A 19572-nucleotide genomic window follows, 5' to 3' on the forward strand; every position below is an offset into this window, starting at 1 on the left:
TTTCATGTCTGTACGTCTTCGGCGGCGAGCTCTCGGGCTACGGTGTGGACATGGACGTACTCAGCGACGCCGTCGCCGCGATGCGGATCGGCCGGCCGCACTCCGCGCGCCGGGACAAGTACGCGCCCTGGGGTGTGCGGTTCGCGCAGTCGGACAAGGCCGGGTTCCATGTGGTGCTGCGCGGGTCGGCCTGGCTGATCCCGGCGACGGGCGAGCCGCTGGCCCTGGCGCCCGGGGACGTGGTGTTCCTGCCGCACGGTCAGGAACACGCGCTGGCCAGCGGTCTCGACGCACCGCTGCCGGAGGTGCGGTTCCTGCCGGACGGCACCTGGAGCAAGCCGCCGCCGGCCGGACCGACCGACGGACCTTCCGCCGGGCCTTCCGACGGGCCTTCCGACGGACCGCCCTCGGGCTGCCCCGACACCGTCACCCTGTGCGGCACCTACCTGCTCGACCGCTCCCGCGCCCACCGCCTGCTGGCCGAGCTGCCCGAGGTCGTGCATCTGCCCGCACGGGTCGGCACGCACCGCTCGCTGCGGGCGGCGGTGGAGCTGCTGGGCATGGAACTGGAGGAGAACCAGCCGGGTACGGACGCGATCGTCACCTCGCTCCTCGACACCCTGCTGCTCTACATCCTGCGCGCCTGGTGGCAGAGCGAGCGCGAGGCCGGGCGGCTGCGGGGCTGGGCGGCCGCGCTGGCCGACCCGGCGGTCGCGGCGGCGCTGCGCGCGATCCACCGCGATCCGGCGCACCCGTGGACGGTCGGGGAACTCGGCACCACCGGTGGCCTCTCCCGCGCGGCCTTCGCCCGCCGGTTCGCCGCACTGGTGGGCGAGCCGCCACTGACGTACCTGACGTGGTGGCGCATGACCACGGCCGGCCGACTGCTGCGCCACGACGACCTCTCGCTCCGCCAGGTCGCCGAGCGCACGGGCTACACCTCGGAGTTCGCCTTCGCCAAGGCGTTCAAGCGGGAGTACGGAGAGGCACCGGGCCGGTACCGCAGGTCCGCCGGGCACCGGGCATGAGAGAGGGGGGCGCCCTGCCGGACGCCCCCCTTCACTCACGTCACTTGTTCATATAGGCCCAGAACTCGTCGAACGACAGGACCTTGTCGCCGTTGAGGTCGCGGGTCCTGATGATGGCCTCGGCCACCGCCTCGGTGACGTTCCAGTCACCCTCCTGGGCCAGGGCGGACTTGAACTCGGCGGCGGTGATGAAACCGTCACCGTCCGCATCGATCCGCTGGAACTGCTTGCGTGCTTCCTCGATGTCCGCCACCGATCCGCCCCTTTTTGTCGCGTTTTCTGGGTCATACAGGCGTACTGCCGCAGGTCAGACTAGCTGCCCGCGCGGGACTCCAGTGCGGCGACCACCCAGGCGAAGTCCTCCTCGTGGGCGGGCGCGGGAGTCCCCTTGAGGATGCCGAGCAGTTCCCGGTAGCGGGCGGTCCCGGCGTTGTGAGTCGCGTTCATGCGGGCGAGGACGTCGGCGCGGTCCGCTGTGCCGAGCAGGTCCCGCAGAACCCTCCCGGCCTCCGGCGACTCCGGGGCGATCCCGCGCTCGCGGGCCCGCCCCACCAGCTCGACGAGCCTCTTGAAGAACCACATCGACGCCCCGCGACGTGAGTCGTGCCCCCGGTCGGCGGCGTTGAACTCGGCCGCCCGGCGCATCTCCGCCCGGAACTCGGGGTCCTGGATCAGCTCGGCCAGTTCCACCCAGGCGTCGACCTGCTCGGGCGTCGGGTCGTCCGGCAGCGAGCCGGCGGTGTTCCGCAACCGTTCGCGGATGTCCGGGTCCGCCGGGTCCAGGCCGTGGAACATCTCGTCCACGAACTCTTCCAGGATCCGCCTCCGCTCGGCCGCCGACAGCCGCGCCAGCTTGTTCATCAGGGTCACCTCCTGCGCGGTCGAACCGCGTCGCGCCACGGTCGACAGCACCGCACGGGTCACCCTCAGCGACCTGATCTGCGCGTCCAGCGCCGTCACGTGCGCGGCGGCCACCTGCGCGACCGTGGTCTCGCCCGCCAGCACCTGGCGCACATGGTCGAGGCCGAGCCCCAGCTCGCGCAGGGTGCGGATCAGTTCCAGGCGGGCCACGGCCTCGGCGTCGTACAGCCGGTAGCCGCCCGTGGAACGGGTCACGGGGGACAGCACGCCCTCGTCGGACCAGTACCGGATGGTGCGGACCGTGAGGCCGGTGCTCCTGGCGAGCTCGCCGATGGTGAAAAGTCCGGTGCCGTCGTCGATCATGTCTGCGAGTCTGGGGCTTCCAGTCGGTGGAGACTCAAGGGGTGGGTCGTGGCGGAGACCCTGCGGGACATTCTCGACGCCGCGGCGCGCGGTGTCTTCCCGCCCGACGACGGCCGCACGACCGTCGTGCCCCAGCACGCGCACCGGGACGCGGGGGTCATCGCCTTCACCGCGCACTCGGTCGTCTTCACGGACGAGGATCCGCAGTGGGTGCGCGAGACGCTGCGGGCGGTGGCGGACGGCTGCGACGTGCTCGCCGCGACCATGAACGCCCGGTTCCTGGCGGCGCTTCTGGAGCGCACGGGCCGTACGACCGACACCATCGACGCCCTCGTGGTGGGCGCGCCCCTGCCGGGCCGCCCGCCGCTCGCGCTCACGGAGCTGACCGACCCCGGCCACCCGCGCGCCGTCCGGGCCCGCACGCACCGCGACGACGTGCGGCTGTGGGCGGCGGAAGGCGGCGTGGTGATCCTGGGGCGTGGGGTCGCGGGGCGGCTGGAGGTCGCGGTCGAGGTGGACGAAGGGGTACGGCACCGGGGGCTGGGACGCCTGCTGGTGACGGCCGCCCGGCATCTCGCCGAGGAGCCCGTGTGGGCCCAGGTCTCCCCGGGGAACGCCCGCAGTCTGCGGGCGTTCCAGGCCGCCGGGTATCTGCCGGTGGGGGCGGAGGCCCTGCTCCTCGTCCCCTGACGCCCCCCTGACGACCGGCGTTGTCCGGACGGGCCCTAGCGGAAGATGCCGGTGTGGCCGAGCGAGTAGCGGCCCGGCTGCGGGTACACGGCGAGGCCGTGCGGGCCGCTGCCGACCTTGATGCGGGCCAGCTGGGTGCCGGTGCCGGTGTCGATGGCGTACACCTCGGAGTTGTAACGGCCGGACAGCCACAGGACCTTGCCGTCGGCCGAGACACCGCCCATGTCGGGGCTGCCGCCGTTCGGCAGGCGCCACTTCTTGGTGAGCTTGTTCTGGGTGAAGTCGAAGATGGAGATGGTGCCCTCGCCCCGGTTGGAGATGTACATCTCGCGGGAGTCGCGGCTGACGTACAGGCCGTGCGCGCCCTTGCCGGTGGGGAGGAGCGTGGGCTTGGTGAACCTGTCGCCGTCCAGGACCCACACTCCGTCGGCCATCATGTCGGCGACGTAGAACCTCTTGCCGTCGGGTGACACCTTGACGTCCTGCGGCATCGCGCCGGGGAACGGCAGCTTCTCCTGGCGGACGACCTCCATCCGCGCGGTGTCGACCTTGAGCAGCTCGCCGCTGAACTCGCAGGAGACGATGAAGTAGCGCCCGTCGAGGGAGAAGTCGGCGTGGTTGACGCCGTAACAGCTGACGGGGACGGTCTTCCTGCGCTTCATGGTGTGCGCGTCACGGAAGACGAGTTCGCGGTCGAGGGAGGCCATGACGACGGCGTACTTGCCGTCGGGCGTGAAGTAGAGGTTGTACGGGTCGTGGACGGAGACCGTCTTGCCCGCCTTGCCGGTCCGGGGGTCGATGGGGGTGAGGGTGTTGCCCCTGTCGTTGTTGACCCACAGGGTCTTCAGGTCCCAGGAGGGCACGACGTGCTGGGGCTGCCGGCCCACCGGGATCGTCTCGACGACCCGGTACGTCGCCGGGTCGATCACGGAGACGGTGTCGGAGTTGGTGTTGGGGACGTAGACCCGGGACGGGAAGTCCTTCACGACGGGGGACAGCGCGCCCGGGCGGTCGGCGGCGTAGATGTCGGCCGGATCGAGCACGGGTGGCATGCCGGGCAGGCCTTCGACCAGCTGCTGCTTGTCGGGCCGGACGGGTGCCTTGCTGCCGAGGGCCTCGTCCGCACGGTGCTCCGTGCCGCCGCATGCGGACAGCAGCGTCAGAGCGGCGAGGGCGGCACCGGCGGCCAGGGCGCGGGTGGTTCGGGTGACGTGCATCAGCTCAGCAGCTCCGTGGTGGTGACCGCGCGCAGTCCGCGGCGGTCGAGTTCTTGGAGTACGGCGGGAAGGGCGGCGACCGTGTCCGGGTATCCGAAGTGCAGGCTCACCACGGATCCGCCCCGGACCTCGGCCAGGACCTTGCGGGTGACGGCGGGGGCACCCGGCCGGGTGTAGTCGAGGGAGTCGACGTCGTACGACAGCACGTGCGGGTAGCCCGTGGTGCGGGCCAGCCGGGCGACGAGCGGGGAGGCGGTGGGGGCGCGGGAGGGCCGGAACCAGGTGCCGATCGAGCCGGTGAGCCGTCTGAGCCGGTCCGCGCACTCGGTGATCTCGGCGCGGGCGTCGGCCTCGGACATCGCGTTGACGGACACGTGCCGCTGGGTGTGGTTGCCCAGGTCGTGGCCGCCGTCGAGGATCCGGCGCGCGATCTGAGGGTGCTCGTCGAGCCAGGTGCCGACGGCGAGCACGGTGACCCGGGAGCCGTGCTTCTCGGCCTCGGTGAGCAGGGCTCGGGCGAGGGCGGGGTCACCCTGGCCGTGGAAGGTGAGCGCGACCCGGGAGCGGTCGCGGGGGCCGTGGGTGATCTGCGTGGGCTGCCGGGGGAAGGCGCGGGGGGCGGGGGCGGCAAGGGGCGTGGATCGCGCGGGGGTGCGCGCGGGGGTGGCTTTCGCGGGCGTGGGCTGCGCGACGGAGCCGGTGGCGGTCGAGCACCCTGCGACGAGGGCGCCCCCGGCGACGAGCCCGGCACCAGCCCGCAACGCCCCGCGGCGGTCGGTCGTGGTCACCCGCACCATTTAAGGGGCGTTGGGTAAGAAAACGCCCGATTGACCCGATCGAGGGATCTGTACGGGTCGCGACCTTTGCGAACGTCCGCTCAGCGGTCGGCCACCCGCATCTCGAACCATGTCGTCTTACCTCGGGGCAACAGGTCGACCCCCCACCGGTCGGCCAGCTTGTCCACCAGGAACAGCCCCCGGCCGCTGATGTCCATGTCCTGAACCGGCATCAGACAGGGCAGCCCGCGGGAGGGGTCGCGGACCTCGATGCGGATCCAGCCGCGGCGGCGGCGCATACGGAGCCCGAAGACACGGGCACCGGTGTGCCGTACGGCGTTGCCGACCAGTTCGGAGACGAGCAGGACCGCGTCCTCCGTCATCTTCGGGGTGAGCCCCCACTGGCGCAGCACGACGACCTGGGCGAGCCGGCGCGCGGTGGCCGCGGACTCGGGGCGGGACGGCAGCGGGACCTCGGCCTCGGTCGGATTGCCGTACAGCTCAAGCGCCTTGAGTGCTCGTTCGTCCTCGACCGCGGGCGACCAGCGCGCCGCGGCCGCACGGCTGTGTCCCCGCGGCTGTTCGATGCCCTCCAGCCCCGCCATGCCCCCCATCATGGCCGCCCGGAGCGCCCTCTGTGGCCGTTCCTGTGGAATACACCCCCCGGAAGCCCTCGTTCCGGGACATCCGTTCGGCATATGCCTAAGGCATGCCGACGCCTCCGGTGGCCGGGCCGACCTGCGAGGACGACCCGCTTCCGGGCAAGCGCCAAGCCTCCTCGACAAGGCAGGCTTAAGGTTGCCTTAAGGTTTCCATAAACCGCCCCATCGAGGGACCCGGATCAGACGTCACGTCAATTGCAAGTGATTTCGCGGAAAACGCTCACCAAGTCGACGGAACTCCTGTGAGCTCAGAGGAACTTCGCCTTGCCGGGTCCCTCCTCCACGAAGCTCTTCATGCCCCGCTCGCGGTCCTCCGTCGCGAACAGTCCCGCGAACCAGTTCCGCTCCACGGCGAGCCCGGTTTCGAGGTCCGTCTCCACTCCCGTGTCGATCGACTCCTTCGCCGCACGCAGCGCGATCGCCGGACCCTGCGCCAGCTTCGCGGCCCAGGCGTGCGCCTCGGTGTACACCTCGGCGGCCGGCACGACCCGGTCCACCAGGCCGATCGCCAGGGCCTCGTCGGCCTTCACCATGCGGCCCGTGAAGATCAGGTCCTTGGCCTTGGAGGGGCCGACGAGACGGGGCAGCCGCTGGGTGCCGCCCGCGCCCGGGATGAGGCCGAGCAGGATCTCGGGCTGCCCCAGTTTGGCGTTGTCGGCGGCGATGCGGTAGTCGGCACACAGGGCCAGTTCGCAGCCGCCGCCCAGCGCGTATCCGGTGACGGCGGCGACGACCGGCTTGGGGATGCGGGCCACGGCGGTGAAGGAGTCCTGCAGGGAGCGGGCGCGCAGGACCATCGCGGTGTGGTCCATGGCCTGCATCTCCTTGATGTCCGCGCCCGCCGCGAACACCTTCTCGCCGCCGTAGATCACCACGGCGCGCACGTCGTCGCGGCGCGTGGCCTCCTCGGCGAGTTCCTTGAGCCGGTCCTGCGTGGCGACGTCCAGCGCGTTCATGGGCGGCCGGTCCAGGCGCAGCGTACCGACGCCTTCGGCGACTTCCAGAGTGACGGTCATGCCAGCAGGTTAACGGGGATTAACGACTGCGGGTGCGGTGCGGTCGATCACACGCGGTGGACGACAGCGGGCCCGGTGCCGTCCGTGACAGCACCGGGCCCGTACGTCGGACAGGCTCTACGCCTTCCACTTCTCCCAGGACATGTTCCAGCCGTTGAGGCCGTTGTCCGGGGCCACGGTGTCGTCGTCGGAGTTCTTGACGACCACCACGTCACCGATGATCGAGTGGTTGAAGAACCAGGCCGCCGGGACGGTCTTGCTGTATCCGCCGCGCACGTCCCGCAGGCCCACGCAGCCGTGGCTGGCGTTGTAGTTGCCGAAGGCGCCGCCGCCCCAGTAGTTGCCGTGGACGAAGGTGCCGGAGTTGGTCAGGCGGATGGCGTGCGGGACGTCCTTGATGTCGTACTCGCCGCCGTAGCCGACGGTGTCGCCGTTCATCCGGGTCACCGTGAGCTTCTCGCTCATGACCATCTGGCCGTTCCAGGTGTCGTAGCCGGGCTTGCCGGTGGTGACCGGGATGGTCTTGATGACCTTGCCGTCCTGGGTGACCTTCATCGTGTGCTTCTTGGCGTCCACGACGGAGACCTGGTTGCGGCCGATGGTGAACTTCACCGTCTTGGTCTGCTTGCCGTAGACCCCGGAGCGGCCCTCGACGCCGTCGAGGTTGAGGGAGACGGTGACCTTCGTGCCTTCCTTCCAGTACTGCTCAGGACGGAAGTCCAGGCGGTCGTTGCCGAACCAGTGGCCCTCGACGTCGACGGCGGGCTCGGTCTTGATGCTGATGGCCTTCTTCACGTCCTCGGGGTGCGTGATACCCCGGGTGAAGCGGACGGAGAACGGCATCCCGACGCCGACCGTGGAGCCGTCCTCGGGGGTGAAGTAGCCGACGAAGGTGTTCTTCGGCGTCAGGGTGGTGAAGCTGGAGTCCTCGGCCGCCTCGCGGCCCGCGGAGTCCTTGGCGACCGCGTGCACCGTGTACTTGGTGGCCGCGGCCAGGTGGGACGAGGGCGTCCAGGTGGCGCCCCCGTCGGTTATCGAGCCGGTTATCTTCGCGCCCTTGGCGTCCTCGACCTGGACCTGTGTCAGCTTGCCCTTGCTGGCGCTGACCTTGAGGGCCCCGCTGGTGTCGACGCCCTTCGCCCCGGACTTGGGCGCGATGCTGACGACGGCCTCGGACTGCTTGCTCTGCTGTGCCGAGGCGTCCTTGCCCTTCCCGTCGTCCGAGCCGGCCCCCGAGTCCGACCCTCCGCCGCCGCACGCGGTGACGGCCATGAGCAGGGCGCCGGCTATCAGCACCGGCAGCCCCTTCCGGCCTCGCCCCCACGCGTCAACCGACGCCCCCGATATCGGCCGCACGTTCAAGTTCTCTCCCCTCGCAGGGCCTGGTCAGGCCTGCACCCCGGCGCGTCCCGCACGCACACTGGCGCATATTAACCGCAGGGTTTTGAGCTTCGTGTCAGGCAAAGGTCACCGTTCCGTAGCAACTTCGACCGTCGGTTCCCACCCCGAACCCGGTCCCCACCTGGTTACTTGACCGCGCTGCCCGCCTTCCACTCGTTCCACCCCATGTTCCACCCTCCGAGCCCATTGTCGGGAGCGACCTTTTTGTCATTGCTGTTGACGACCTCGACGACGTCCCCGACCAGGCTGCGGTCGAAGAACCAGCCCGCCGGCGTGTCCGCGCTGCCGCCCTTGACGTCCCTGAGGCCCACGCAGCCATGGCTGACGTTGACGTTCCCGAAGGCGTCCGGCGCCCAGTAGTTGCCGTGCAGGAAGGTGCCGGACTCGGTGAGCTTCATGGCGTGCGGGACGTCGGGGATGTCGTACTCGCCGCCGAAGCCGACCGTGCGGCTGTTCATGCGGGTCACCTCGAGCATCTCCATCACCACCATCTTCCCGTTGTAGGTGGTGGTCTTGGGGGCGCCGGCGGTGATCGGCACCGTGGCGAGCAGCGCGCCGTCGCGCCTGACCTCCATGGTGTGCGCGGCCGCGTCCACCAGCGAGACCTGGCTGCGGCCGACGGTGAAGGTGAACGTCTTGTACTGCAGCCCGTAGACGCCGTGCGCCCCCTCGACGTCGCGCAGCCCCAGGTCGACGGTGACCTGGGTGCCGGGCTTCCAGTACTGCTGGGGGCGGAAGTCGAGGCGGGTGTTGCCGAACCAGTGCGGGCGGATCTCGACGGGGGGCTTCGCGGTGACGTGGACGGCGCGTTCGACGGCGGCGCGGTTCTCGATCTCCCGGCTGAAGGCCAGGGAGACGATCATTCCGGTGCCGACGGTCGAGCGGTTCTCGGGGGTGACGTACCCGATGAACCGCTTCTCGGGGACGTACGTCGTGAAGGTGGCGTGCCGGGCCGAGCGGCGCCCGTGCCCGTCCAGCGCCACCGCGTCGACGGTGTACTTGGCGGCGAGCGCCAGCCTCCCCTCGTCGGGCTCCCAGGTCCTGCCGCCGTCGGCCATGTGCCCGGCCACCGGGGTGTCCTGGGCGTCCTGGGACCTGACCACGCTGACCGACTCCAGGTGCCCGTCGGACACCCGCACCCGCAGCCGCCCACCGGAGGGCACCGCCTTGCTTCCGTCGTCCGGGGAGATGCGGATGACGTCGTCGGGCGCCGGGGGTTTGCCGAAGACCCGGTCGAGGGCGCTCCCGGCCGCCCCGTCCGTGGTGCAGCCGGCGGCGCCCGCCAGCAGTCCTGCCCATGTCAGTACGGCGGCCAGCACGGCCCCCGCGCGCCGTGCGCGCCCTTGTGCATACCTCACGAGCGGCTCAACGACGGGCCCGCCCTGGGGAAACGTGAGTGCGACGCAAGCACTGGGCAGAACAGTGGGAGGACGACGTGATGGGGAGCCGCGCCCGTGAGCCGCGGGGACGCCGGCGCCGGGAGGTCGTGCGCGCAGCGGGCCCGCGGGGCCGGGCGCGGACGGCCGCCCCGGCACGGGCTGAGAGCGCTCCGAAGGCGACCGAGCCGACACAAAGGGGCCGCAAGGTGACGAGCACAGCGGAGCAGCAGACAGTGGCTCAGGAGCGGGCCGTCGAGGGCGGCCGCCCGGCCTCCGCGGTGAACGGCGCCCAGCGCCCGGCTCCGCCCGCCCCACCCGTCTGGCCGGGTGCGCCCACACCGCTCGGCGCGCGCTTCCGGACGGGCCCGGACGGGGTGGCGGGAACCAACTTCGCGTTGTGGGCGGCCGGGGCGGAGGCGGTCCAGCTGTGCCTGTTCGACGAGCGGGGCCGGGAGACCCGGGTGCGGCTGACCGAACTGACGCACGAGATCTGGCACGGCTTCGTGCCGGGCGTGATGCCGGGGCAGCGCTACGGCTACCGGGTGGACGGCCGCTGGGACCCGTGGATCGGCGCCCGCTGGAACCCGGCGAAGCTGCTCCTCGACCCGTACGCGCGTGCGGTGGACGGTGAGTTCAGCCTGCCGCCGGAGGTCTACGGCCACGTCCGCGACTGGCCGGAGCAGCACGTCGCGGACACCGTGCGCGACGACCGGGACTCGGCGCCGTACGTCCCCAAGGGCGTCGTGGTCCACGATGACGACGACTGGGCCGACGACCGCCGCCCCAAGACCCCGTGGGCCGACTCGGTCATCTACGAGCTCCATGTACGCGGCTTCACGAAGCTGCACCCGGACATCCCGCCGGAGCTGCGCGGCACCTACGCGGGCCTGGCGCACCCGGCGGCGGTCGAGCACCTGGTGAAGCTGGGCGTGACGGCGGTCGAGCTGCTCCCCGTGCACCAGTTCGCCCACGAGGACCACCTGCTGCGCCGCGGCCTGAAGAACTACTGGGGCTACAACTCCATCGGGTACTTCGCCCCGCACGCGGCCTACGCGGCCTCCGGTACGACGGGCCAGCAGGTCGGCGAGTTCAAGCGCATGGTCCGCGCCCTGCACGCGGCGGGCATCGAGGTCATCCTCGACGTGGTCTACAACCACACGGCGGAGGCGGGCGAGCTGGGCCCGGCCCTCTCCCTCAAGGGCATAGACAACCGCGGCTACTACCGCCTCCAGGACGACGCCCGCCGCTACGCCGACTACACCGGCTGCGGCAACACCCTGCACGTCGTCCAGCCGCAGGTCCTCCGTCTGATCACCGACTCGCTCCGCTACTGGGTGACGGAGATGGGCGTGGACGGCTTCCGCTTCGACCTCGCGGCGGCACTGGCCCGCTCCATGCACGACGTCGACATGCTCTCCCCGTTCCTCGCGGCGATCGCCCAGGACCCGGTGCTGCGCCGGGTGAAGCTGATCGCCGAGCCCTGGGACATCGGCTCGGGCGGCTACCAGGTGGGGGCGTTCCCCCCGCTCTGGACGGAGTGGAACGACCGCTACCGCAACGCGATCCGCGACTTCTGGCGCGGCGCGCTCCCGGACGTGCGGGACCTCGGCTACCGCCTCTCCGGCTCCAGCGACCTGTACGCCTGGGGCGGCCGCCGCCCCTATGCCTCGGTCAACTTCATCACGGCCCACGACGGTTTCACCCTGCGCGACCTGGTCTCCTACGAGGGCAAGCACAACGAGGCGAACGGCGAGAACAACCGGGACGGCTCGGGCGACAACCGCTCCTGGAACTGCGGGGCGGAAGGGGAGACGGGTGAGGAGCGGGTACGTGCGCTGCGCCGCCGCCAGTTGCGCAACCTGCTGACCACGCTGCTGCTCTCGACCGGCGTGCCGATGCTGGTGGCGGGCGACGAACTGGGCCGTACGCAACGCGGCAACAACAACGCGTACTGCCAGGACAACGAGATCAGCTGGCTGGACTGGACCCTGCTGGACGACCCGGACTGGAGCCCCCTGTTCGACCTGACCTCCCGTCTCATCGCCCTGCGCCACCGCCATCCGGTCCTGCGCCGCCGCGCCTTCTTCTCCGGCCGCGCCCACTCGGCGGACGGCCTGCGGGACCTGGCCTGGTTCACGGCACGCGGCGAGGAGATGACCGAGGGCGACTGGTACGCCCCCGCCGCCACGCTCGGCATGTACCTCTCCGGCCGGGACATACCGGGCCGCGACGAGCAGGGCGCGCCGATCGCCGACGACAGCTTCCTCGCGGTCCTGCACGCCGGGGACCGCCCGGCGAGCTTCGTCCTGCCCGGACCGCCGTGGGCGGAGCGGTACGAGGTCGTGGTCGACACGGCGCAGGAGGAACAGGGGGACACACCTGGGGTGGTACATCAGGCGGGGGCGGCGCTGGTGGTGGAGGGGCGGTCGGTGCTCCTGCTGAAGGTGGGGTGACACCGGCCCGCCTGCCGGCCCCTCTGTACGCCACCTCGAACGCGCAGGTCGTAGGACCGCCGTCGGATCCGGGTCCGGCCAAAACTCGGTGGGCGTTGTCAGTGCCGGTCCGTAGGCTCGCTGGTGATGCCCACGACACGTGCAACCGCCAGCGACCGTTCCACCGTACGCATCCTCCTGCGCCTGTGGCCGTACGTCCGGCCGGCGCGGGCGCGGCTGTTCACCGCCGCGTTCGTCGCGGTCGTCGCCTCCTGTCTGGGGCTGGTGATCCCGCTCGTCCTGAAGTGGATGGTGGACGGGCCGGTGGCGGACCGGGATCCGGGCGGGGTGTGGCTCGGCGCGTTGTATCTGCTGCTGCTCGGGATCGCCGAGGCGCTGCTGTTCGGGCTGCGGCGGTGGCTGGTCGCTCGGCCGCTCTCGCACGTCGAGGCGGAGATGCGGGCGAAGCTGTACCGGCATCTGCAACGGCTGCCGGTCGCCTTCCACGACCGGTGGGCGTCCGGCCAGTTGCTCTCGCGGGCCACGACCGACCTGATGCTGCTGCGGATGTTCCTCGCCTTTCCGCTGACGTTCCTTCTGGTCAACGCGGTGACGATCCTCGTCGGCGTGATCATCATGCTCCAGCAGGACTGGACGCTGGGCCTGGTCGTCCTGGGGCCCGCCGTGCCGGTGATGTGGACCTGTGTCGTCTTCGAGCGCAAGTACGCGGACGTGGCCCGGCTCGCCCAGGACCAGGTCGGGGACCTCACGACGGTCGTCGAGGAGAGCGTGCTCGGAATCCGCATCATCAAGGGGTTCGGGCGGCACCGGAGTCAGGCGCGGGCGTTCCGGGAGCTGACGCGGACGCTGCGGGGCACCGAGCTGCACAAGGCCCGGCTGCTGGCGACCATCTGGGGCGTCATCGTGACGCTGCCGGAACTGGCCATCGGAGCCGCGCTGGTGCTGGGGTCCGTACGGGTCGCGGACGGGCACCTGTCGGCGGGGACGCTGGTCGCCTTTCTGAGCACGGCGCTCGCACTGCGGTGGCCCGTGGACTCCATCGGGTTCCTGCTGGCGATGTCCCAGGAGGCGGCGACCGCGACGGAGCGGTACTTCGAGGTGATGGACGCGGAGCCGGAGGACCTCGCGGTCACGGCGGAGGCGGGCATGCCGGCGCCCGCACCGCCCGGCCTCCGGTTCGAGGGCGTCACGTTCCACTACCCCGACGCCCCGCCCGACGCCCCGCCCGTCCTCGACCGCGTCGACCTCCACATCCGCCCCGGCGAGTCCATGGCCCTGGTCGGGGCCACCGGAAGCGGCAAGACCACTCTCACCGCACTCGTCCCGCGGCTGCACGAGGTGACCTCCGGGCGGATCACGCTGGACGGGCAGGACATCACGGCGATGTCGCGCGAGGAACTGCGGTCCAAGGTGGCCGTGGCCTTCGAGGAGCCCACCCTGTTCTCGGCGAGCGTCGGGGAGAACGTGCTCATGGGCGCCGACGACAGCTCCGGCGCGCCGGAACTGGAGCGGGCGCTCGCCGTCGCGCAGGCCGAGTTCGCGCACGCGCTGCCGCAGGGGACGGACACCCGGGTCGGCGAGCAGGGGCTGAGCCTCTCCGGCGGACAGCGGCAGCGGCTGGCGCTGGCCAGAGCGGTGGTCGGCCGGCCCCGGTTCCTGGTCCTGGACGACCCGCTGTCCGCGCTCGACGTGCACACCGAGGCCGCCGTGGAGGCCGCGCTGCGTCAGGTCCTCGCGGACACCACCGCGCTCATCGTGGCCCACCGCCCCTCCACGGTGCTGCTCGCCGACCGTGTCGCCCTGCTGTCGGGCGGTCGTATCACCGCCGTCGGCACCCACCACGAACTGCTGCGCGGCAATACCGAGTATGCGCACCTGATGTCCGGGGAATCCGAACAGGAGGACGCACGATGACCGCCCCCACCACGTCCGCCTCCACCACCCCCGCAACTCCCGCAACCGGCACCGAGGACGAACTCACCCGCCCGCACGACACCGGCGACCCCTTCGACCGCGACGTCCTGCCCACCCCGCCCGGCGCCACGGCCGCCCTGCTGCGCTCGCTGCTCGCCCCCATGAAGGCCCGGGTCGCCGTCACCAGCCTTCTGCTGCTGTTCCAGCAGGCGGCCGTCCAGGCGGGCCCGCTGCTGGTGGCGTACGCCATCGACCGCGCCGTACCGGCGTTCCGGCACCACGACCGGGGCCCGCTGATCGCGGTGGCCGTCGCCTACGGGCTGTCCGCGCTGGTCTCCGGCGCGCTCCAGTACGCGTTCATCGGGGCCTCCGCGCGCGTCAACCAGGACGTGCTGCTCGACCTGCGCGGCCGGATCTTCCGGCACGCGCAGGCGCTGAGCGTCGACTTCCACGAGCGATACACGAGCGGCCGCCTGATCTCCCGCTCCACCGCGGACGTGGAGTCGCTGCGGGAGCTGCTCAGCGAGGGGCTCCAGGAGCTGGTCACGGTCGTCCTGTCGTTCGTGTACATCTCGGCGATGCTGCTCTGGCTGGACTTGGGGCTCGGCGCGGTCGCGGTGGCGTCCTTCGTGCCGCTCTATCTCCTCGTACGGCTCTACCAGCGGCGCGCGGGACGGGTGTTCGCGGCGCGGTCCACGGCGATCGCCGCCGTGATCGTGAAGTTCGTGGAGACGATGAACGGCATCCGGCCGGTGCGCACCTTCCGCCGGGAGGCCGCGAACGAGGCCGGCTTCGACGTCCTGAACCGGCGGTACGAGCGCGTCAATGGCGACGCGCTCCTTGAGATGATGCGCTACGTGGTCGGTTCCCGGCTGGTCGCGAACACGGCGGTCGCCGCGATCGTGCTGTGGGGCGCATACCGGGTGGCGTCCGGGTCCCTGGCGCTGGGTGTGCTGGCGGCCGCGGTGCTCTATCTGCGGAGGCTGTACGACCCGATCGACCGGCTGGGCATGTTCCTCAACTCGTACCAGTCGGCGGCCGCCTCCCTGGAGAAGATCGCCGGGCTGCTGGCCCAGACACCGTCCGTGCCGGAGCCGTCGACGCCCAGGGAGCTGCCGCCCCTCGAAGGCGAGCACCCCGGCCGCGAGGTCGTGTTCGACGGCGTGCGGTTCGCCTACCGCACCGGCGGCGAGGTGCTCCCCCGCTTCGATCTCACGATCCCGGCCGGGCAGACGGTCGCGGTCGTCGGCTCCACGGGCGCGGGCAAGTCGACGCTGGCCAAGCTGCTCGCCCGCTTCTACGACCCCTCCGAGGGCCGGGTCCTGCTCGACGGCGTCGACCTGCGCGACCTGGCCGTGCCCGAACTGCGGCGCGGGGTGGTCATGGTGACGCAGGAGGCGTTCCTGTTCTCCGGCACGGTCGCCGAGAACATCGCGATCGGGCGGCCGGACGCCGGCCGGGAGGAGATCGAGCGGGCCGCGAAGGCGATCGGCGCCCACGAGTTCATCAGCGCGCTGCCGGACGGGTACGACACCGACGTCCGCAAGCGGGGCGGCCGCATCTCGGCGGGGCAGCGCCAACTGGTGGCGTTCGCACGGGCGTTGCTCGCCGACCCGGCGGTGCTGATCCTGGACGAGGCGACCAGCTCGCTGGACGTCCCGGGCGAGCGGGCCGTACAGCGCGCCATGGCGACGGTGCTGCGCGGCCGTACGGCCGTGGTGATCGCACACCGCCTGTCGACCGTGGAGATCGCCGACCGGGTGCTGGTCATGGAGCACGGCCGGATCATGGAGGACGGCGGCCCGGACGAACTCATCGCGGGGACGGGCCGGTTCGCGGATCTGCACCGGGCCTGGCGGGACAGTCTGGCCTGACGACCGGGGAGACGACGGGGAGACGACGGAGAGACGACGGGGGCAGCGATGATCGACGCGTACGAGGATCCCGGCACACCCGACACGCGCGGCGGCTGGCACTTCCTGTGGTGGCTCGTGCTGCGCCAGCCGGGCCGATCGGCCGCCGGGGCGCTGCTGGCCAGTGTGTGGATGGTGCTGCTGGCGGCGGCGCCGTACCTGATGTCCCGGGCGATCGACGACGGGCTGGTGCCGGGCGACCTGGGCGCGCTGGCCCGGTGGACCCTGGTGCTGTTCCTGGTCGGCGCGGTCAACTCGTGGATCAGCATCATGCGGCACCGCACGATGACCCGGGTGCGGATGGACGCCAACTTCCGCACGGTCAAGGTGGTCGTCGGGCACGCGGTCCGGCTGGGGGCCGCGCTGCCGCGCCGGGCCGGGGCCGGGGAGGTCGTCACGATCGGCGTCAGCGACGTGCAGACCATCTCCCAGTCGCTGACCGTCGTCGGGCCCGGGGTGGGTTCCGTGGTCGTCTACGCCGTCGTGGCCGGGCTGTTGCTCACGATCTCGGCGCCGCTCGCCGCGGTGGTGCTGCTCGGGGTGCCGACGGTGGCGCTGGTCGCCGGGCCGCTGACCAGGCGGCTGCAGGGCGAGGAGACCCGGTACCGGGAGCGGCAGGGGGTGCTGACCGCCCGCATCGACGACCTCGCGGGCGGGCTGCGGGTCCTCAACGGCCTGGGCGGCAAGGGCCTGTTCGCGGACGCCTTCCGGCGGGACTCGCAGCGGCTGCGGGCGCAGGGCTACCGGGTCGGCGCGGTCACCAGCTGGGTGCAGGCGCTCGGCGTGGGCCTGCCGACGCTGTTCCTGGCCGTGGTGACCTGGCTGGCGGCCCGGCTCGCCGCCCAGGGGGAGCTCACCATCGGCGAGTTGGTGTCGGTGTACGGCTATGTCGCGGTCCTGGTGGGACCGGTGGCGTTCTTCCTGGAGATGGGCTACCAGCTCAGCCGGGGCGTGGTGGCAGCGCGCCGGGTCGTACGGCTGCTGCGCCTGGAGCCGGAGCCGGACGACGGCACGCTGCCCGCGCCGGCCGAGCCGGCCGCGCTGCACGACCCCGAGTCGGGCGTGCGGGTGCCGCCGGGGCGGCTGACCGCGCTGGTCGGCGCCCGGCCCGCCGACACCGCGGCCGTGGTCGATCGCCTGGGCCGGTACGCGCCGTCCGCGGCCACCTGGGGCGGGGTTCGGCTCGACGCGATCCCGCTGGCCGAGGTGCGGGCTCGGATCCTGGTCGCCGACAACGAGGCCGACCTGTTCGCGGGGACCCTGCGGGAGGTGGTGGCCGGGCACCGGGACCGCGACGACGAAGCGGTGCGGCGGGCGGTGCGCGCCGCGGCCGCCGACGACATCGTGCAGGGCCTGCCGGACGGCCTGGACTCGGCCGTGGCCGCGCAGGGCCGCAGCCTCTCCGGCGGGCAGCGGCAGCGCGTCCGGCTGGTCCGGGCGCTGCTGGCCGATCCCGAGGTGCTGCTCGCCGTGGAACCTTCCTCGGCGCTGGACGCCCATACGGAGTCCACGGTCGCCCACCGGCTGCGCGCCGCGCGCGAGGGCCGTACGACCGTGCTGACCACGACCTCCCCGCTGGTCCTCGACCGCGCGGACACCGTGCACTACCTGGTCGACGGCAAGGTCGCGGCGACCGGCACGCACCGGCGGCTGCTGGCGGAGGAGCCGGGCTACCGGGCGCTCGTGGCCCGCGACACGGAGGAGGTCGTACGGTGACGCCCGACCAGGGACGGCTGCCCGTCGCCGAACGGGCCGAGGTGCGGCGGGCGACGGTCCGGCTGGTGCGGGCCGACGGGCGGGCCTTCGCCGCCGCCCTGACACTGAACTCGCTGGCCGCCGGGGCGGGGCTCGCCGGGCCGTGGCTGGTCGGGCGCATCGTGGACGAGGTGCGGGCCGGGCACGGGGTGGGGGCCGTGGACCGGCTCGCCGTGTGGATCCTGGCGTGCGCGCTGGCGCAGCTGCTGCTGGCGCGCTGGGCCCGGTACGTGGGTCACCGCTTCGGGGAGCGCACGCTGGCCCGGGTCCGCGAGGAGTTCGTCGACCGGACGCTGGCGCTGCCCGCCGCGACGGTGGAGCGGGCGGGCGCCGGCGATCTGACCGCGCGCGGCACCGCCGACGTGGCCACCGTCGGCACCACGCTGCGGGACGTCGGGCCCGAGTTGCTGGTCTGCACGGTGCAGGCGCTGTTCGTACTGGGCGCGGTGTTCCTGCTCGACCCGCTGCTCGGCCTTTTCGGGGTGCTCGGCCTGACCCCGGTCTGGTTCGCGCTGCGCTGGTATCTGCGCCGGGCCCGGGACGGATATCTCGCCGAGGGCGCGGCCACCTCCGAGGTCGCGGAGATCCTGGCGGCGACCGCGACCGGGGCCCGTACGGTGGAGGCGTTCCGGCTTCAGGAGCGACGGACCGCGGCGAGCCGGGACGCGCTGGAGACGTCCCGGCGGACCCGGCTGTACACGCTGTACCTGCGGTCCGTGTTCTTCCCGGCGGTCGAGGTGTCGTACACCGTCCCGGTGGCCGGAGTGCTGCTGGTCGGCGGGCTGCTGCACGCGCACGGGCAGGTGGGCGTGGGTGCGGTGGTGGCGGCCGCGCTGTATCTGCGGCAGTTCACGGATCCGCTGGACCAGATCCTGATGCGGGTGGAGCAACTGCAGAGCAGCGGCGCCTCGTTCGCCCGCGTGGAGGGGCTGGCCGGGGCGCCGAGGTCCGTGCCGGACGGCGACGCGGCGGTCCCCTCGGACGACCGGATCGACGTGCGCGGGGCGCGGTACGCCTACGAGCGCGGCGGCGAGGTGCTGTGCGGGGTCGACCTGACGGTACGGCCCGGGGAGCGGCTCGCGGTGGTCGGCCCGTCGGGCGCCGGCAAGACGACCCTGAGCCGGCTGCTCGCCGGTGTCGACGCGCCGGGGGCGGGAACGGTGACCGTGGGCGGGGTGCCGATCGCCGGCCTCGCCCCCGAACGCCTGCGCCGGCAGGTCGTCCTGGTCACCCAGGAGCACCACGTCTTCCTCGGCACGGTCCGTGACAACCTGCTGATCGCCGAACCGTCGGCCAGGGATGAGGGGTTGTGGGCGGCGCTGGGGGCCGTCGGCGCCGCGGAGTGGGTGCGCGAGCTGCGGGACGGCCTCGACACGCGCCTGGGTACGGGCGGGCACGCCACGGACGGCTCGCAGGCCCAGCAACTCGCCCTGGCCCGGGTGGTCCTGGCAGACCCGCACACCCTGATCCTGGACGAGGCCACGGCCCTGCTGGACCCGACGACCGCCCGGCACACCGAGCGCGCCCTGGCCGCCGTGCTGGAAGGCCGCACCGTCATCGCCATCGCCCACCGCCTGCACACCGCGCACGACGCCGACCGGGTGGCCGTGATGGAGGACGGCCGCCTCACCGAACTGGGCACGCACGAGGACCTGGTGACGGCGGACGGCGCGTACGCGGCCCTGTGGCGGACGTGGCACGGCGACGGCACGCCCTGAGCCGCGTCAGGCGGGCTTCACGTCCGCCCATCCCTCGGCGTTGGACCAGGTCTCGTAGGAGTAGCGGATGTCCCGTTGCCACGGCTCGCCGGTCCAGGGCCGTCGGCGACGACGGCGGGCGCTCTCGTGCATGCGGCGAGCATGACGGGCGGCACTGACAACGACGGCACGCCGAACCGCCCGCCCCTCGACCAATAATCCGCATACCGAACATGAACATCCGGTCAACGAACCAAATCCGGCCAAATTTCTGACGCGGTCCTGACAGATGGCTTGATCCCCTGCCACTCTTCCCACGGCCGACTCACAGCAACCCCACAGCAACCCCATGGATTCACCTGCTCGGCACGAGCCGGCCCGCACCCGCACATGGTTCCGCGTTACGCCCTGTTCTGCCCGGACGTCCCAACCCACCGTCCGGTCTCC

Annotated in this window: 16 protein-coding genes; 7 read left to right on the forward strand and 9 right to left on the reverse strand. The window is 72.1% G+C overall.

From position 1 onward, the window contains the following. Positions 1–50 precede the first annotated feature (50 nt). The gene (locus tag ACIPSA_RS34865; protein ID WP_402641990.1) at positions 51–1028 is read left to right on the forward strand and encodes an AraC family transcriptional regulator; all 978 of its coding nucleotides are present in this window, start codon (positions 51–53) and stop codon (positions 1026–1028) included. Between the two features lie 40 nt (positions 1029–1068). On the opposite strand, the gene ACIPSA_RS34870 is transcribed toward ACIPSA_RS34865, so the two are convergent. Both ACIPSA_RS34870 and ACIPSA_RS34875 read right to left on the reverse strand, forming a co-directional pair. Continuing rightward, positions 1069–1281 carry an EF-hand domain-containing protein gene (locus ACIPSA_RS34870; RefSeq protein ID WP_402641992.1) on the reverse strand — a complete coding sequence of 71 codons (213 nt, stop codon included), beginning with the start codon at positions 1279–1281 and terminating at the stop codon, positions 1069–1071. A gap of 59 nt (positions 1282–1340) precedes the next feature. Further along, positions 1341–2252, reverse strand: coding sequence for a MerR family transcriptional regulator (locus tag ACIPSA_RS34875; RefSeq protein ID WP_402641995.1), 912 nt, complete (start codon positions 2250–2252; stop codon positions 1341–1343). Between the two features lie 48 nt (positions 2253–2300). Between ACIPSA_RS34875 and ACIPSA_RS34880 the strand changes: the two genes are divergently transcribed. After that, a complete protein-coding gene (locus ACIPSA_RS34880) occupies positions 2301–2942 on the forward strand; it encodes a GNAT family N-acetyltransferase (protein WP_402641997.1) in 642 nt (213 codons plus the stop codon). Positions 2943–2977: 35 nt separating this feature from the next. Here the strand turns inward: ACIPSA_RS34880 and ACIPSA_RS34885 are convergent, their stop codons facing one another. From ACIPSA_RS34885 to ACIPSA_RS34910, 6 genes are all read right to left on the reverse strand, one after another. After that, complete coding sequence (locus ACIPSA_RS34885; protein WP_402642000.1) at positions 2978–4159, reverse strand: YncE family protein; 1182 nt, start codon at positions 4157–4159, stop codon at positions 2978–2980. Further along, complete coding sequence (locus tag ACIPSA_RS34890; RefSeq protein ID WP_402642002.1) at positions 4159–4956, reverse strand: polysaccharide deacetylase family protein; 798 nt, start codon at positions 4954–4956, stop codon at positions 4159–4161. The genes ACIPSA_RS34885 and ACIPSA_RS34890 overlap by 1 nt, the downstream gene beginning before the upstream one ends. An 80-nt stretch (positions 4957–5036) precedes the next feature. Continuing rightward, the gene (locus ACIPSA_RS34895; RefSeq protein ID WP_402642003.1) at positions 5037–5540 is read right to left on the reverse strand and encodes an ATP-binding protein; all 504 of its coding nucleotides are present in this window, start codon (positions 5538–5540) and stop codon (positions 5037–5039) included. A 305-nt stretch (positions 5541–5845) separates the two neighbouring features. Further along, complete coding sequence (locus ACIPSA_RS34900; RefSeq protein WP_402642005.1) at positions 5846–6613, reverse strand: enoyl-CoA hydratase/isomerase family protein; 768 nt, start codon at positions 6611–6613, stop codon at positions 5846–5848. Between the two features lie 117 nt (positions 6614–6730). Further along, a complete protein-coding gene (locus ACIPSA_RS34905) occupies positions 6731–7975 on the reverse strand; it encodes an Ig-like domain-containing protein (protein ID WP_402642008.1) in 1245 nt (414 codons plus the stop codon). A gap of 164 nt (positions 7976–8139) precedes the next feature. Continuing rightward, complete coding sequence (locus tag ACIPSA_RS34910; protein WP_402642010.1) at positions 8140–9372, reverse strand: Ig-like domain-containing protein; 1233 nt, start codon at positions 9370–9372, stop codon at positions 8140–8142. 227 nt (positions 9373–9599) lie between these two features. Between ACIPSA_RS34910 and glgX the strand changes: the two genes are divergently transcribed. The 5 genes from glgX (at position 9600) to ACIPSA_RS34935 (ending at position 19146) form a co-directional block, all read left to right on the forward strand. After that, on the forward strand, positions 9600–11846 hold the full coding sequence (gene glgX, locus ACIPSA_RS34915; RefSeq protein ID WP_402642011.1) for a glycogen debranching protein GlgX: 2247 nt from the start codon (positions 9600–9602) through the stop codon (positions 11844–11846). A gap of 126 nt (positions 11847–11972) precedes the next feature. Next, positions 11973–13760 (forward strand): ABC transporter ATP-binding protein, encoded by a 1788-nt coding sequence (locus tag ACIPSA_RS34920; RefSeq protein ID WP_402642014.1) that lies wholly within the window; start codon positions 11973–11975, stop codon positions 13758–13760. Continuing rightward, a complete protein-coding gene (locus ACIPSA_RS34925) occupies positions 13757–15634 on the forward strand; it encodes an ABC transporter ATP-binding protein (RefSeq protein ID WP_402642017.1) in 1878 nt (625 codons plus the stop codon). Before ACIPSA_RS34920 ends, ACIPSA_RS34925 begins: the two co-directional genes overlap by 4 nt. A gap of 48 nt (positions 15635–15682) precedes the next feature. Continuing rightward, positions 15683–17389, forward strand: a complete 1707-nt coding sequence (locus tag ACIPSA_RS34930; RefSeq protein WP_402642020.1) for an ABC transporter ATP-binding protein — start codon at positions 15683–15685, stop codon at positions 17387–17389. Continuing rightward, entirely contained in the window at positions 17386–19146 is a 1761-nt protein-coding gene (locus ACIPSA_RS34935; protein ID WP_402642022.1) for an ABC transporter ATP-binding protein, read from the forward strand. The genes ACIPSA_RS34930 and ACIPSA_RS34935 overlap by 4 nt, the downstream gene beginning before the upstream one ends. A 6-nt stretch (positions 19147–19152) precedes the next feature. Here ACIPSA_RS34935 and ACIPSA_RS34940 read toward each other — a convergent pair whose 3' ends face one another. Continuing rightward, a complete protein-coding gene (locus tag ACIPSA_RS34940; RefSeq protein WP_402642024.1) occupies positions 19153–19278 on the reverse strand; it encodes a hypothetical protein in 126 nt (41 codons plus the stop codon). Positions 19279–19572 lie beyond the last annotated feature (294 nt).

It is taken from the genome of Streptomyces sp. NPDC086549 (assembly GCF_044746205.1).
In the GTDB taxonomy this organism is placed as follows: Bacteria; Actinomycetota; Actinomycetes; order Streptomycetales; family Streptomycetaceae; genus Streptomyces.